Raw genomic sequence first — 13,369 nt, 5'->3', positions numbered from 1 at the left:
CTATGCAGTTAAACCGTTATCGTAGTGTTAAGCACTGGCTTCGTAGTGTCGCTATGTTGACGGCACTCTTTGCCGTTAGTTGTGTACTGGCGATGCCAGCCGCAGCGGAACGGGTGCGTGAACTATCAAGCTTTGCCGGGGTGCGCGATAACCAGTTGGTTGGCTACGGTTTGGTCGTGGGGCTGGATAGCACCGGCGACCAAACCACCCAAGCACCGTTTACCAGCCAAAGCTTGACGAACATGCTCTCTCAGTTAGGCGTTACGGTGCCAGCAGGTACTAACTTACAGCTGCGCAACGTTGCTGCGGTCATGGTCACCGCGGACTTACCGCCGTTCTCACGCCCAGGTCAGCGCTTGGATATCGTGGTGTCTTCGATTGCTAACGCTCGCAGCTTACGTGGTGGAACGCTGTTAATGACACCACTGAAAGGTGCCGATGGTGATACCTATGCCATTGCCCAGGGCAATATGCTAGTGGGTGGCGCAGGTGCTCAATCAGGTGGCAGCAGTGTTCAGATCAATCAACAAGCATCCGGACGCATTCCTAATGGAGCGATGGTTGAGCGGGAAGTGCCGCTAAATCTTGGCGGTAACGGTGGACGATTAGAGTTACAGCTTAATGAGTCAGATTTTGGCACGGTACAGCGCATGGTAACGGCCATTAATAACGAATTTGGCCAGTCGGTAGCGTATGCGCGCAATGGGCGGGTGATCGCACTTGATGGCCCGATGGATGAAAACGCCCGGGTTAACTTTATGGCACGTGTAGAGAATGTGCAGGTGACACCCATGGAGGCGCCCGCGCGGGTCGTACTCAATGCGCGGACGGGGTCCGTCGTCATGAATAGCGCTGTCACCCTGCGCCAAGCAGCCGTTGCCCACGGCAACCTCTCTATCATGATTGATACCCAGTTTGGGGTTAGCCAGCCAGCTCCCTTTGGTGAAGGTGAAACGGTGGTTGTGCCCAATACGGATATTGAAATTGAGCAGCAGGAAGCGTTTCTGCAAATCGTAGAAGGTGCCCAATTGAATGAAGTGGTCAATGCACTCAATGCATTGGGAGCCACCCCCCAAGACTTAATGTCGATTCTTGAAGCGTTGAAGGCCGCTGGATCGCTTCGCGCAGAGCTTGAGGTTATTTAAATGAGCATTGGCGATATGACCAGCCAATTCGCGCTGGACATGAACGGCTTTCAGCGCCTGCAGCACAACGCCCGAGTGGATCCTGATGCTGGTGTACACGGCGCTGCCCAGCAGTTTGAAGCCCTGTTTGTGCAGATGATGATGAAAAGCATGCGTGATGCTACACCTTCTTCTGGTCTGTTGAGCAGTTCGACAACTGATACTTACCAGCAGATGCTAGATCAGCAGTGGTCGCAAGTGATCTCGTCTAAAGGCATGGGATTGGCGGATATGCTGGTGGAACAGCTGCAGCGCCAAGGGGCGGTCAATCATAAGTCAGATAGCGCTGACCAAGAACTGCAAGCGCTGATCGCGGGTATACCACGCGGCACCCCGAGAGTGTTGGATGAGCCACTGCAGCCGAATCGTGGTGGTTATGCGCCCGCATCGGGTAGTGGGCGGTTCTTAGCTGAACTAGACGCGATTAGCCAACCGTCAGCCGCTGAGACCAGCAATACCAGCACGGCATCGGCCGTTGCCTCATCAGCCACTTCCGCCGCGACACCTGCCGGTTTCGGCCATGCACCCGATCACGTTCAGCGCTTCTTAACGACATTGGCCGCTCCAGCCCAAGCTGCTAGTGATGCCTCCGGGGTACCAGCCGAGCTTATTTTGGCACAAGCTGCGCTGGAAACAGGCTGGGGCCGCCATGAAATTGCCACGCAACACGGCGGCAATAGCCACAACTTGTTTGGCATTAAAGCGGGTAGTCACTGGCAGGGTAAAACGACCGATATTGTTACCCACGAGTATATTGATGGCCGTCGAACCCAGGTCGTGGACTCTTTCCGCGTCTATGACTCGTTTGAGCATGCGTTTACCGACTATGCCAATTTGATCGGCAACAATCCGCGCTACGCGGGCGTAGTACAGGCCGCTGATGCGTATCAAGCCGCTCATGAGCTACAGCGGGGCGGTTATGCGACGGACCCCCTCTATGCCAATAAACTCGTCGCCGTCATGAACACCATGGGGCCGATAGCAACGGGGCGCGAGTTTCTCGCAGATTCCCGCTAACGTGTGATTCAAGTTTTGCTGCGCACTGCCGATAGACAACTTATCGGCCTAAGGAATTGACCATGAGCATGTTTTCAATCGGCTTAAGCGGCCTTAATGTGGCGCAGAATGCCCTCAATACCACCAGCAACAATATTAGTAACGTTTATACGCCTGGGTATAATCGTGAGCTGGCTCAGCTTGGCCAAGGGGCTGTGGGTGGCGGCGTTAAGATCAATAGTATCGAGCGCCAGTTTAATACGTATGTCTCGAGCCAGCTTAACAGCGCCAAAACCCAATCAAGCGCACTGGCGACTTATCACAACCAAGTCACCCAAATTGACAACTTGCTTGCGGATCGAGAAGCGGGCTTATCGCCATTAATGCAGTCGTTTTTCTCCTCTTTGGAAGATTTGGCCAGTGCGCCAGCGGACCCTGCCGCCCGCCAAGGCGTTGTTGGCTCGGCCAATACCCTCAGCGCCCAATTCCGCTCCTTTGACGGTTATCTGCAAGATATGCAGAGCAACATCAATAGCCAAATCAAAGATGAAGTTTTTCAGATAAATAACACGACCGAACAAATTGCTGGCCTGAATCGCGAAATTGCGCTTGCCCGTGCGCGTAGCGGTGAAGCGCCCAATAGCCTGTTGAACCAGCGCGATCATTTGGTTTCTGAGCTCAATGAGCGCATGGATATGCGCTTAAATATCCAGGATGGGAAAAGCTATAACCTCAGTTTGCCGAATGGTCAGCCGTTAGTGACGGGCACCAGCGCGTTTAAGCTTGAAACTGTGCAATCAGCAGCTGATCCACAGCGTACAGTGGTGGCTTATCGTGATGGTGAAGGTGGCGTAACTCAGTTAGAAGAGTCAGCGATTAAAGGCGGTGCGCTGGGTGGTCTGATGACATTCCGTTCAGAAACGCTGGATAAAACTCAGAACCAAATTGGCCAACTGGCAGTTTCTCTATCATTGGCGTTTAACGAGCAGCACAAGCAGGGTGTCGACCTGGATGGTGAGCAAGGTGGCGATTTTTTTGCCGTGTACTCGCCCCAAGCGTTTAGTAATACGAATAACAGCGGCACCGCCGTCGTTGAATCTGCCGAATTTGATAGTGACACGATTGATCAGCTTCGCGCGACGGACTACACCGTTCGCTTTGAAGATGGTGCTCCAACTGTTACGCGTAACGATAACGGAGCAACAGTAGACGATATTGACTGGAACGCGGGAACCGGTGCGCTGACGTTTGGCGGTGTAGCGCTCACGATTAGCGGCACGCCTAACGATGGTGACCGTTTTGAAGTGCAGCCGGTGCGACGTGGCGCAAGCGATATGGATGTCACCATCAATGAGCTAGACCGTATCGCCGCTGGCAAGCCAGCCAATCCTGAAGACGACCCCGCCGACTGGGTAGCGACTGGCGCGGGTGATAACCGCAATGCCTTGGCGTTACAGGACCTACAGCAAAAAGCCATCGTGGGTGGTAGTGCATCGGTGAGCGGTGCGTATGGTGTCATTGTTAGCGATGTGGGCAACCGTGCCAATATTGTCCAGGTGAATTTAGATGCTCGACAAGGGTTAACTGATCAACTGGAAGCGGTGCAGCAATCGGAGTCGGGCGTCAATCTTGATGAAGAAGGGGCTAACCTGATTCGCTATCAGCGATATTACCAAGCGAATGCGCGCGTGATCGATACCGCGGGTGCCATTCTGGATACCATCTTGAATCTACGGAACTAATAAGGAGCTTTGGCGATGCGTATTAGTACGGTCACTATGTTTGAGCAGAGCACGGCTTCTATTAACCGTCAGCAAAGCGATTTCTTGAAAGTTAGCCAGCAGCTTGCTAGTGGCCGTCGCGTGATTAATCCTTCCGATGATCCGCAGGCAGCATCACGGGCTGTCGGCGTTGATCAATCCCGAGCGATGAACCAGCAGTTTTCAGACGCACGGATTTCGGCACGCAATTCACTGTCGCAAACTGAGAGCATTCTTAACAGTGTCAGTGATGCAGTGACTAGTGCTAAAACGCTGCTGATTCAAGCCTCTAGCGATACGCTGAGCGATGTGGACCGTGAGTCCATTGCCAGTGATCTAAAAGGCATTTACGAAACGATGCTGGGGCAGGCGAATGCCACTGATGGCAATGGTCGCTACTTATTCGGCGGCTATAAAGATAATGCTCCGCCGTTTGTTAAATCGGCAGACGGCAATGTGGAATATAACGGTGATAACAGTTCACGCCAGCAGCGTGTCGATTCTTCGCGTTTGATGCCTGTAGCTGAAAATGGCGCCACGATTTTTCAGGGTGTACCCAACGGTGCTGGCTATATCGCTGAAGCCAGTACAGAAAATCGCGGGGGCGTTACTTTCAAGGGGCCTCAGCTGACCGATGTTAACGCTCCAGGCTATGGCGACAGCTACCGTGTCGTGTTCAGTGAAGATGCAGCGCTAGATAGCGGCATCAGCTATCAAGTACAACGTTTTAGCGACGGCGCCTGGCAGGAAGACGCTGCTGACTTGGTGGCCAGTGGCGAATATGTTGGCGACGGCCAGCAGCTTAGTTTTGCTGGGATTAATATCACACTTACCGGCAGCGCCGAGCCCGATGATGAAATCCTAATTGCCCAGGCGGGCAGCGAGCAGCGTGGTGCGGATCTGTTTCGCACTATGGAAGCAGCAATTAGCGTACTAGACACGCCAGCCCAAAGCACCGCGGAAAAGGCTGCGTTGCGCAATACGCTTAATACGTCGATGCGTGATCTTGATAATGCGCTCGATAACGTGCTTTCCGTTCGTGCTTCTGCGGGTGCTCGGCTGAATGAGCTGGAGGTGATTGATGCGGTAGGCAGCAACCGAAAGCTTAACTATGAGCAAACCCTGTCTGACTTGGTCGATTTGAATTACGTCGAAGCGATTTCTGAATATAGTTTACGCCAAGTGGGTCTTCAGGCTGCTCAGAAAGCATTCGTCGATATTAAAGGCATGTCGTTGTTCGACTATATGTAAAACGGCCACGCTTTAGTAATGCATGACGTCGCATTAAAAAAAGCCCCAATCGCTAGCGGTTGGGGCTTTTGGCAGGTGCGCTTTGAACACTAGCCTAACGGCGCCATGGTCTCGATCAGGCTCTGCATAAAGGCCAACCCCTGACTAAAGAGCTGCTGTAAAAAGCGGCCGATGTCTGTCATTAATACCATCAGCAGAATAAGCCCAACGGTTAATGAGGTTGGAAAACCGATATTGAATACCGTTAGCTGTGGCGCTGAGCGGTTGAGAATGCCGAGCGCTAAGTTAATGATCAACAGTGAGCCGACCAGCGGTAGCGCAAGCAGCATTCCGGACGCAAAAATAGTTCCTGCATAGCGCGCCAGCAGCTCAAACGCATTTGGGTTTAAGGCACCAATGCCGATGGGTAGTGTTTCAAAGCTCATGATCAACGTTTCTAACACCATCAGGTGGCCATTCATAGCAAGAAACATCAACAGCGTAATCATATAAAGAATACGCGATAGCACCATGATATTGGTGCCACTCGACATATCGAAAAAGCTGGCAAACGCCAAACCCATCTGCAAGCCGATAAACTCACCAGCTGCCTGCACTACGGCGAAAACAATATGCATGACTAAGCCAATCGCAACGCCTATCAGCAGCTGCTCAACCAGGATACCTACGCTTGCCCACGACACGATGGGAATATCAGGCATGGCAGGCAATATCGGGGCAATCACAATGGCAATGATCGCCGCCAGCGCCACCTTGGCCTGATTCGGAACGCTGGAATGGCCCCAGAGAGGCGAGGCCGCCATAAAGGCCGTAATACGTGCAAATGGCCAAAAGAAAGCCACTAACCACGCCTGGAGCTGGGCGAACGTCACCTCCACCATGGCGTTACATCACCATACTGGGAATATTGGTGAAGAGGCGATGCGTGAAGTCGGTGATCAAACCAATTAGCCAGGGGCCAGCAAGTACCAAGACGGCAAAGACGGCTAATATTTTGGGAATGAAGGTCAGCGTCATTTCATTAATTTGGGTCGCTGCCTGGAACAAGCTAATGATAAGGCCGGTGAAAAGGGCGGCCAGCAGCATAGGGCCTGCAAGAAAAAGCGTTACCCGCATGCCTTGGTAAGCAATGCTCATCACCATTTCCGGGGTCATGGATACTCCTGGTCGCTGAACGCGACGCTCAAATCATGTAAAAGCTTTCTGCTAGCGAGCCAATAATCAACTGCCAGCCATCGACCAATACAAACAGCATGAGCTTAAAGGGCAGTGAAATCGTGATCGGTGGCACCATCATCATGCCGAGCGCCATCAGTGTACTCGCAACCACTAAGTCGATAATCAGAAAGGGAATAAAAATAGTAAAACCAATCTGAAAGGCAGTTTTGAGCTCACTGGTGACAAAGGCAGGCAGTAAGACCCGCATAGGCAGCTCTTCGGGACCTTGCATTGGGCCTACATCTGCTAAACGAACAAACAGCGCTAAATCAGGCTCGCGGGTTTGGGCGAGCATGAATTCACGAAACGGTTGCTGAGCCCGCAGTAAGAACTCTTCAAAATTGATCGTTTCATTAGTGAGCGGCATCCAAGCGGTGTCGTACACTTGGTTTAAGACAGGCGACATAATAAAAAACGTCAAGAAAAGCGCGATACCCAATAAAACCTGGTTTGGTGGTGTTGCCTGGGTACCCATGGCTGTTCTAAGCAAGCTAAGTACAATAATGATGCGCGTAAAACTGGTCATCATGAGTAGCATGGCTGGCAAAAAAGCCAGAGAGCTTAAAAATAGCAGCGTTTGTAACGACAGCGACCACTGCTGACCACCATTATCCAAAGGCTGAGAAACCAGCCCGGGAAGCTGCTGTGCATGAGCAGGTAAAACAAATAAGCAGCAGGCGATCGTGGCAAGTATTAGCCACCAACGCCGCCCATAAGGCCAAGCGAAGTGCATCTCGAATCTCATGGTGTGTGGTTTGAATCGGAGGCGGTAGGGGGCTCGGCATCGCGTTTGCCCCGGCTGGTGGCGAGTGCCTGGGCTAAACGCTGAGAAAACCGCGAAGGCGCCTCGGCGGGCGACGAAGTAGAGCGATCCGTCGGCGCAGGGCGTTCATGCAGTTTCGTTATCCGCCCATTGCTAACGCCGACGACCAGCCAAGTATCCTCTATCTCAACCACGACAATACGCTCGCGATTGCCTACCGCGGTGTTGCCCACAATTTTTAAGTGGGCACCATGGTGATGACGGGCGGTTTGCCAGCGTTTGAGTACCGCTGTGCACAGCAGAATAATGGCAATGACCAGAGCGAGTGCCGCTGCTGTTTTGCCGAGTGCTGCCATGCCTATTAAGGCATCACCGCTGCCGCTTATGGCATCAAGTGAGGAGCTTGATGAAGAAGAGGACGCGACGCTCATCGGTTGAGTTTATGAATGCGCTCAGAGGGAGTAATAATCTCTGTGATGCGAATGCCGTATTTATCCTCCACCACAACCACTTCCCCTTGGGCGATTAAATAGCCATTGATCAAAATATCCATGGGCTCGCCAGCGAGACCTTCCAACTCAATCACCGACCCCTGGGCAAGTTCAAGTAGTTGCTTGATGGTCAGCTTGGTACGGCCTAACTCCACCGTCAGCTTGACCGGGATATCCATGATCATTTCCAAGTCGCGAGACTCGGCATGGCCACTTTCAGCACTTAACGGACGAAATACTTCATCGCTCGCTGGTTTAGCAACAGGCGCTTCTGGCTCAGGCTCGCTGCTTGAGGCATCTGCTTCCTCAGCGGCTTCTTGCTCGGCCATGGCCGCTGCCCATGGGTCTTCCTCACCTGCGGCATCGGCACTTGAACTAGGTTCTTCTTGCTCAGACATGGCGTCCGCCCAATCATCATCAGAGACCTTTTGATCGGGTTTATTTGGATCAGTCATGCTTTGGGTTCCTTGGCTTTCTGTCGCGTTGAACCTTTAATAAAGTCCTTGGACGATAGGTTATTCATAGCGGCATGGTCGATCATACGTAGCACGCGTAATGCGCGTTGCTGCTGTTGGCTCCCGTACTCGCACTCCATCACCGGGACACCGTCGACACGAGCGGTGATCGTATTGGGAATATCCATGGGCAATACATCGCCCTTTTTAAGCCCCATTACGTGGGCAATGCGGCTGGGTATTTGGGCAAATTCAGCGACTAGCTCAACTTCTGACTGGCGAAGCTCATTCGCCATGCGCCGTGACCATGTGCCATCGTGGTCATGGTTGCTGTCATTAATCGGGTTGGCGAGCAAATCCCTAAGCGGTTCAATCATGGCGTAGGGCATACAAATCTGGAAGTTGCTCGACAGGTTGCCCACTTCAATATTGAACTTGGTGTTCACCACAATCTCGTTGGGCGAGTTGGTGATGTTGGCAAATTTGGATTGCACTTCGGAGCGTAAAAAAAACACTTCTAGCGGATAAACAACCTTCCACGCCTCTTGGTAGGCATCAATGGCCAAGTTGAGCAGGCGTTGGATAATACGCTGCTCGGTATTGGTGAATTCACGGCCATCCGATTTCGTTACGAAACGACCATCGCCACCAAACAGGTTATCCACCACCATAAACACCAGGTTAGGTGGAAAGACCACCAGGGCCGATCCGCGCAGCGGCTTCATTGATACAAGGTTCAAGTTAGTGGGTACCGGAACATTGCGCGAAAAGTCGCTAAAGCTCTGGTAACGCACCGACTCAACGGTGATATCGGCACTGCGCCGTATCAAGTTGAATAGACCATTGCGGAAGTAGCGTGCAAAACGCTCATTAATAAAGTCTAACGCGTGCAAGCGCTCACGAATCACTCGATGCTGTGTCGCGGGATCGTAGGGGCGAACGCGAACTTCCTCTTGGGTGGACGATGACGGAGCAGCAGGCTCATCATCTCCACTGACGCCCTTTAGTAAGGCGTCAATTTCTTCCTGGGACAGTAGATCGTCCTGTGACATGAACGGCTCCAGTTCCCGGGTTATTGCACAATGAATTCGGTAAACAGCACTTCCCGTAAGTCGAGGGGAGGCTGGTTTTCGGTAAGCGGGACGCTCAAGCGGTTGATGATCGCTTGGGCCAGCGCTTCTTTCCCCTCGGTGGAGGTTAATTCATTGGCCTGTTTGCCTGATAATAAAATAAGCAAGCGGCTACGCACCTGGGGCATGTGTTCTTCAATAATCGCCTTGCTTTGCTCGTCGCCAACCCGAAGCGTAATGCCGGTATAAAGCAAACGGGAGCCATAACGATCATCTGCCAGATTGACAGTAAATGGATCAATACGTGTGAAAACAGGCGCTACATGCTCAATTTTTTGCTGTGCTTCGTCGTTTTCAGCATTGCCGCCGCGCTGATCCAGCACTAAATAAATAGCTGCCGCTGCACCCGCTGACGAAAGCAGTACCAATACAATCATTATCCAAAGCAGTTTTTTAGACCCGCCGCTTGCTTCTGCCATTTGCTGTTCCCATAAATTTCACCCGTAACACTAGTCAAGCATTATGCCTAACGCTGTTACAGGTGATGAAATGAACAAGCTCATTGGATGAGCCTATCTTTTGGTTTAGTTAAGTGATGTTGCGAGTATCAGTGTCGCCATACTCAACGCTAACTCTGGAATTAAGCATTAAGCATAGATATCTACACGGCCATCTGGACTGCCTTGGACATCCACCTCAGTAGGTGAAGGGGCACTATCGCTACCTAACTCACCGCCTCGATTGCCAGCTGCTTTGCCTGGCGTTTGCTGGGCAAAAGCCTGCTCATTCGGGGTCTGCTGTTCGCCCACGGAGGTTTCGCCTAATGAAATGCCCTGTTCAGCAAGTGCTTCACGTAGTTGAGGAATGGCTTGCTCAATGGCCTGACGAACAGGGGCGTGTGACGATAAAAAGTGTGCTTGTGTGCCCTGTTCGGTCACCTTAAGCGTGATCGATAATGGCCCTAGCTCAGCAGGGTGAAGCTGCATTTTAACTTGGTGCTCACCGCCACGCTGAGCAAACTGAATTAACTGCTGCCCTAACTGGGAAGGCCAAGCGGGGCTAGTAAGCGGCGTGTTTAAGGTCGCTGTCGCTGGGCTGTTAGGCATGGCTTGGTTTGGTGATGTCAGCGATGCAGGTAACGCTTGCTCGCTGCCTTTGCTCGCGCCACTGGTGACACTCGCCGTCTCTGCCTCAGCGAATAAGCTGGCCACCGCGTCAGCATTCACCGTAGGCGCTAGTGCAGTATTGAGCGGAGACAGCGCATGCATGCCTGGCTGCATACTCGTAAACGGTTGGGCAGGAATGGTTTTCAGCGATGCCGCAAGTGTCGGGGCGTTAATAGGTGTGGTCGCTGCTTCTGCTGTCAACGCCTTAGCACTTGATAGGCGCGGGGTGTTGGTGACGCCCGCTGTTTGCTGTGCTGTGGCTGCCAGGGCACTGGTTAGCGAGGAGCCAACCGCTGACTGAGCCAGCTCACCCGTATTATTGGGTAGTGTGGTGGCTGAGCTAGTGGCAGGCAACGGTGGCATGACTGACGCAGCAGCGTTGGTTGACGCTTGTATCGTTGCCTGTGATGTTTCTGCAACAACTCGTTCGCCTGCTTGGGCTACCTGCCCATCACGCGGAGCAGCGCTAGCGAGGGTTGGGCGATCAAGGAAAGAGGCGGCGGCAGTCGCAGCGTTGGTAGGCGCAAGGTTATTCGGTGGCGTTTGGGTCGTCGCCGTGCTTAAGCTCGCGGCTGAGAGCGTCGCAGGGTTCGCTGGCTGTGCACTGGAGCCCGCAGGATTTGCGGTTGGCGGCGTAGAATATGACGCGATGAGGGCTAAACGCGACGCGACTTCTGCGATAGTCATCTGCGTGGCTGTCTCGGTCGTCTCACTGCCTTCGCTAGCAGGCGATAAAGAAGCCTGTTCTGGTGCCCGGGCTTGTTCTCGCGCTGCTGATGCCGTTTCTAGCGTTTGAGCAAGCGCAGCGCTATCAGTACCGGAAGAGAAGATGTCGGTAGCCTGCCCCTGAGCGCTTACAGTGGCCACTATGCTCGACAGTGTTTCCTCATCCAGCTCACTATCAAGTGATGCTAATTGTTCAACGATATCGCTTAGTGAAACTGTGGGGGCGTTTTCTGCCTGGGCGCTAGTGAGGGGGCGGGCCTGCTGGCTTACAGCCTGCGTAAACGCCTGAAGGAACATGCCTTGCGCCGCCCGCGGAGAGCCGGGGGCTGCAGAGGAGCTTGATGACGAGTTAGCTCCCTGGCCCTGCGTTGTTAGCAATAGCTCAATAGTCATAAATACAGCTCCTCGGCGCGGCGCTAATGCGCCTTATCATTCGGCTGGCGGGCTAAACGGTTAGTCACAAAGTCATCGCTCGATTTTTGCTCATGACGTTCTTGGCGGCGATGCTCTTCGGATAAGCGTCGTGATGTCAGCGTATCGTAGGAGGAGAGCTTGCGCTGTTCCTGCTGCCAATGCTGTTGGCTTTGCTGTACACGTTTTTGCTGGGCTACAAGCGCCTGCCGTGCCCGGCTGAGGGCGGCATCCAGCGACGCCAGGAATTGCTGATAGTTGTACATGGTGGCAGGGTCGATGCCGTCGCGCATCGCCTTCTGTAAACGCTCGGCATACTCCACGCGATAGCGGTTAAGTGATTGAAGTTGCGCTTCTGTTTGTTGCTGCGTTTGTCGTTCTTCTGCCAATAATTTCCCGGCTTTATCCCGCGCATCACGGGCTAAGCCTGTCAGCATGTCGAGCTGTGAATGACTCATCGCTAACCTCCCACTACCGCGTGCAGTGCTTGGCGTGATGCTTCAAGCGTTGCACACTCATCAATGTTTTGCTGAAGAAACCGTTCCAATGACGGGAAGCGGTTCACCGCCTCGTCCAGTCTTGGGTCGTGCCCTGGGCTATAAGCCCCTACGCTGATCAAGTCACGATTGCGCTGATAGCGTGAAAAGAGTTGTTTAAAGGTGCGGGCTTCTTGAAGCTGTTCAGGAGAGCTAATGGCGGTCATCGCACGACTGATTGAGGCTTCAATATCAATCGCTGGATAATGGCCTGCTTCGGCTAGCGTGCGAGAGAGCACGATATGACCGTCCAGAATTGCCCTGGCTGAGTCGGCAATAGGATCCTGCTGATCATCGCCTTCGGTCAGCACCGTATAAAAAGCGGTGATTGAACCGCCGCCGCGCTCAGCGTTTCCAGCACGCTCGACAAGCCCGGGTAGCTTAGCGAACACCGAGGGTGGATAACCCTTGGTGGCGGGCGGCTCGCCAATCGCGAGCGCAATTTCACGCTGTGCCATGGCGTAGCGGGTCAACGAATCCATAATCAGCAGAACGTTGCGCCCCGCATCGCGAAACCCTTCGGCCAGCCGCGTCGCGTAAGCGGCCCCTTGTAGGCGCTGGAGTGGTGACGTATCCGCGGGCGCTGCCACGACCACCGCACGCCTGCGACCCTCTGGCCCCAGGATATTGTCGATGAAGTCCTGTACTTCACGGCCACGCTCGCCGATAAGCCCCACTACGATGACATCCGCCTGGGTATAGCGAGCCATCATGCCTAGCAGCACGGATTTACCTACCCCTGAGCCAGCAAAAAGGCCCATACGCTGCCCACGGCCAACGCTCAGTAATGCGTTGATGGCGCGGATGCCAACGTCAATCTGGGCATCAATAGGCGCTCGGGAAAGTGGGTTAAGCGGCGTCGCATTAAGGGTTGCGCGAGGCGTGTCCTCAAAACTTTCACGGTCATCTAACGGGTTGCCATTGCCATCGAGCACTCGCCCCAGCAGGTCATCGCCAATTGGAAAACGTCGGGCGCTATGGCCACTGCCATCACTAAGCGGAGAGACTCTGGCTCCCGGCATAAGGCCAGAAACTTCTTCTAGCGGCATGAGAAACAGTTTGTCGCCAGAAAAACCAACGACCTCTGCTTCTGCATGTTTGTCGCTATCGTTCAACCGCCCATCTGCACCAGGTAATTCAATGCGGCAAGCACTCCCCACCGCCACGCGTAACCCCACGACCTCAATGACCATGCCCGTGGCTCGTATCACACGGCCACTGGTACGGTAGTGAGGCAACTGGCTGACGCGCTGCGTTGTACGGTGCAGTGCTTTGCGCCAGCGGTAGAGGTGAGGGCAAGTTGCCTCGCTCATTGCATTACCTGTTTCATCAACGTGTGCAT

General features: G+C 53.5%; 14 protein-coding genes. 4 read left to right on the top strand and 10 right to left on the bottom strand.

Annotated features, from left to right (window positions below):
* Positions 1–2: 2 nt before the first annotated feature.
* The 4 genes from CEK60_RS17515 to flgL all read left to right on the top strand — a co-directional run bounded on the left by CEK60_RS17515 (position 3) and on the right by flgL (position 5,191).
* Positions 3–1,145: a flagellar basal body P-ring protein FlgI gene (locus CEK60_RS17515; protein ID WP_089040964.1), complete on the top strand. Its 1,143-nt coding sequence runs from the start codon at positions 3–5 to the stop codon at positions 1,143–1,145.
* Positions 1,146–2,201: a flagellar assembly peptidoglycan hydrolase FlgJ gene (gene flgJ, locus CEK60_RS17510; protein ID WP_089040082.1), complete on the top strand. Its 1,056-nt coding sequence runs from the start codon at positions 1,146–1,148 to the stop codon at positions 2,199–2,201.
* 62 nt (positions 2,202–2,263) lie between these two features.
* Complete coding sequence (gene flgK, locus CEK60_RS17505) at positions 2,264–3,922, top strand: flagellar hook-associated protein FlgK (protein WP_089040081.1); 1,659 nt, start codon at positions 2,264–2,266, stop codon at positions 3,920–3,922.
* Between the two features lie 15 nt (positions 3,923–3,937).
* Entirely contained in the window at positions 3,938–5,191 is a 1,254-nt protein-coding gene (gene flgL / locus CEK60_RS17500; protein WP_089040080.1) for a flagellar hook-associated protein FlgL, read from the top strand.
* Positions 5,192–5,280: 89 nt separating this feature from the next.
* On the opposite strand, the gene fliR is transcribed toward flgL, so the two are convergent.
* The 10 genes from fliR to fliI form a co-directional block, all read right to left on the bottom strand.
* Entirely contained in the window at positions 5,281–6,072 is a 792-nt protein-coding gene (gene fliR, locus CEK60_RS17495) for a flagellar biosynthetic protein FliR (protein WP_089040079.1), read from the bottom strand.
* Positions 6,073–6,076: 4 nt separating this feature from the next.
* Positions 6,077–6,346 carry a flagellar biosynthesis protein FliQ gene (gene fliQ, locus CEK60_RS17490; RefSeq protein WP_009723992.1) on the bottom strand — a complete coding sequence of 90 codons (270 nt, stop codon included), beginning with the start codon at positions 6,344–6,346 and terminating at the stop codon, positions 6,077–6,079.
* Between the two features lie 28 nt (positions 6,347–6,374).
* Entirely contained in the window at positions 6,375–7,142 is a 768-nt protein-coding gene (gene fliP / locus CEK60_RS17485) for a flagellar type III secretion system pore protein FliP (protein WP_089040078.1), read from the bottom strand.
* Between the two features lie 8 nt (positions 7,143–7,150).
* Positions 7,151–7,603: a flagellar biosynthetic protein FliO gene (gene fliO / locus CEK60_RS17480; protein ID WP_089040077.1), complete on the bottom strand. Its 453-nt coding sequence runs from the start codon at positions 7,601–7,603 to the stop codon at positions 7,151–7,153.
* The gene (gene fliN, locus CEK60_RS17475; RefSeq protein ID WP_089040076.1) at positions 7,600–8,118 is read right to left on the bottom strand and encodes a flagellar motor switch protein FliN; all 519 of its coding nucleotides are present in this window, start codon (positions 8,116–8,118) and stop codon (positions 7,600–7,602) included. Before fliN ends, fliO begins: the two co-directional genes overlap by 4 nt.
* Positions 8,115–9,170 (bottom strand): flagellar motor switch protein FliM, encoded by a 1,056-nt coding sequence (gene fliM, locus CEK60_RS17470; protein WP_038480163.1) that lies wholly within the window; start codon positions 9,168–9,170, stop codon positions 8,115–8,117. Before fliM ends, fliN begins: the two co-directional genes overlap by 4 nt.
* A gap of 20 nt (positions 9,171–9,190) precedes the next feature.
* A complete protein-coding gene (gene fliL / locus CEK60_RS17465; RefSeq protein WP_089040075.1) occupies positions 9,191–9,667 on the bottom strand; it encodes a flagellar basal body-associated protein FliL in 477 nt (158 codons plus the stop codon).
* Between the two features lie 168 nt (positions 9,668–9,835).
* Positions 9,836–11,473, bottom strand: a complete 1,638-nt coding sequence (locus CEK60_RS17460) for a flagellar hook-length control protein FliK (RefSeq protein ID WP_089040074.1) — start codon at positions 11,471–11,473, stop codon at positions 9,836–9,838.
* A gap of 23 nt (positions 11,474–11,496) precedes the next feature.
* Positions 11,497–11,949 (bottom strand): flagellar export protein FliJ, encoded by a 453-nt coding sequence (gene fliJ / locus CEK60_RS17455; protein WP_089040073.1) that lies wholly within the window; start codon positions 11,947–11,949, stop codon positions 11,497–11,499.
* Between the two features lie 2 nt (positions 11,950–11,951).
* A complete protein-coding gene (fliI, locus tag CEK60_RS17450) occupies positions 11,952–13,340 on the bottom strand; it encodes a flagellar protein export ATPase FliI (RefSeq protein WP_089040072.1) in 1,389 nt (462 codons plus the stop codon).
* Between the last annotated feature and the right edge of the window lie 29 nt (positions 13,341–13,369).

The organism is Halomonas sp. N3-2A, from assembly GCF_002216165.1.
Lineage (GTDB): Bacteria > Pseudomonadota > Gammaproteobacteria > Pseudomonadales > Halomonadaceae > Vreelandella.
This window is presented reverse-complemented; position numbering and strand designations above follow the sequence as displayed.

Excerpts from the sequence above, each read along its gene's own strand:
- fliL (WP_089040075.1), bottom strand. The coding sequence starts at position 9,667 with ATGGCAGAAGCAAGCGGCGGGTCTAAAAAACTGCTTTGGATAATGATT.
- flgK (WP_089040081.1), top strand. The coding sequence starts at position 2,264 with ATGAGCATGTTTTCAATCGGCTTAAGCGGCCTTAATGTGGCGCAGAAT.
- fliJ (WP_089040073.1), bottom strand. The coding sequence starts at position 11,949 with ATGAGTCATTCACAGCTCGACATGCTGACAGGCTTAGCCCGTGATGCG.
- fliO (WP_089040077.1), bottom strand. The coding sequence starts at position 7,603 with ATGAGCGTCGCGTCCTCTTCTTCATCAAGCTCCTCACTTGATGCCATA.
- fliP (WP_089040078.1), bottom strand. The coding sequence starts at position 7,142 with ATGCACTTCGCTTGGCCTTATGGGCGGCGTTGGTGGCTAATACTTGCC.
- CEK60_RS17515 (WP_089040964.1), top strand. The coding sequence starts at position 3 with ATGCAGTTAAACCGTTATCGTAGTGTTAAGCACTGGCTTCGTAGTGTC.
- fliM (WP_038480163.1), bottom strand. The coding sequence starts at position 9,170 with ATGTCACAGGACGATCTACTGTCCCAGGAAGAAATTGACGCCTTACTA.
- fliN (WP_089040076.1), bottom strand. The coding sequence starts at position 8,118 with ATGACTGATCCAAATAAACCCGATCAAAAGGTCTCTGATGATGATTGG.
- fliR (WP_089040079.1), bottom strand. The coding sequence starts at position 6,072 with ATGGTGGAGGTGACGTTCGCCCAGCTCCAGGCGTGGTTAGTGGCTTTC.
- flgL (WP_089040080.1), top strand. The coding sequence starts at position 3,938 with ATGCGTATTAGTACGGTCACTATGTTTGAGCAGAGCACGGCTTCTATT.
- fliQ (WP_009723992.1), bottom strand. The coding sequence starts at position 6,346 with ATGACCCCGGAAATGGTGATGAGCATTGCTTACCAAGGCATGCGGGTA.
- CEK60_RS17460 (WP_089040074.1), bottom strand. The coding sequence starts at position 11,473 with ATGACTATTGAGCTATTGCTAACAACGCAGGGCCAGGGAGCTAACTCG.
- flgJ (WP_089040082.1), top strand. The coding sequence starts at position 1,146 with ATGAGCATTGGCGATATGACCAGCCAATTCGCGCTGGACATGAACGGC.
- fliI (WP_089040072.1), bottom strand. The coding sequence starts at position 13,340 with ATGAGCGAGGCAACTTGCCCTCACCTCTACCGCTGGCGCAAAGCACTG.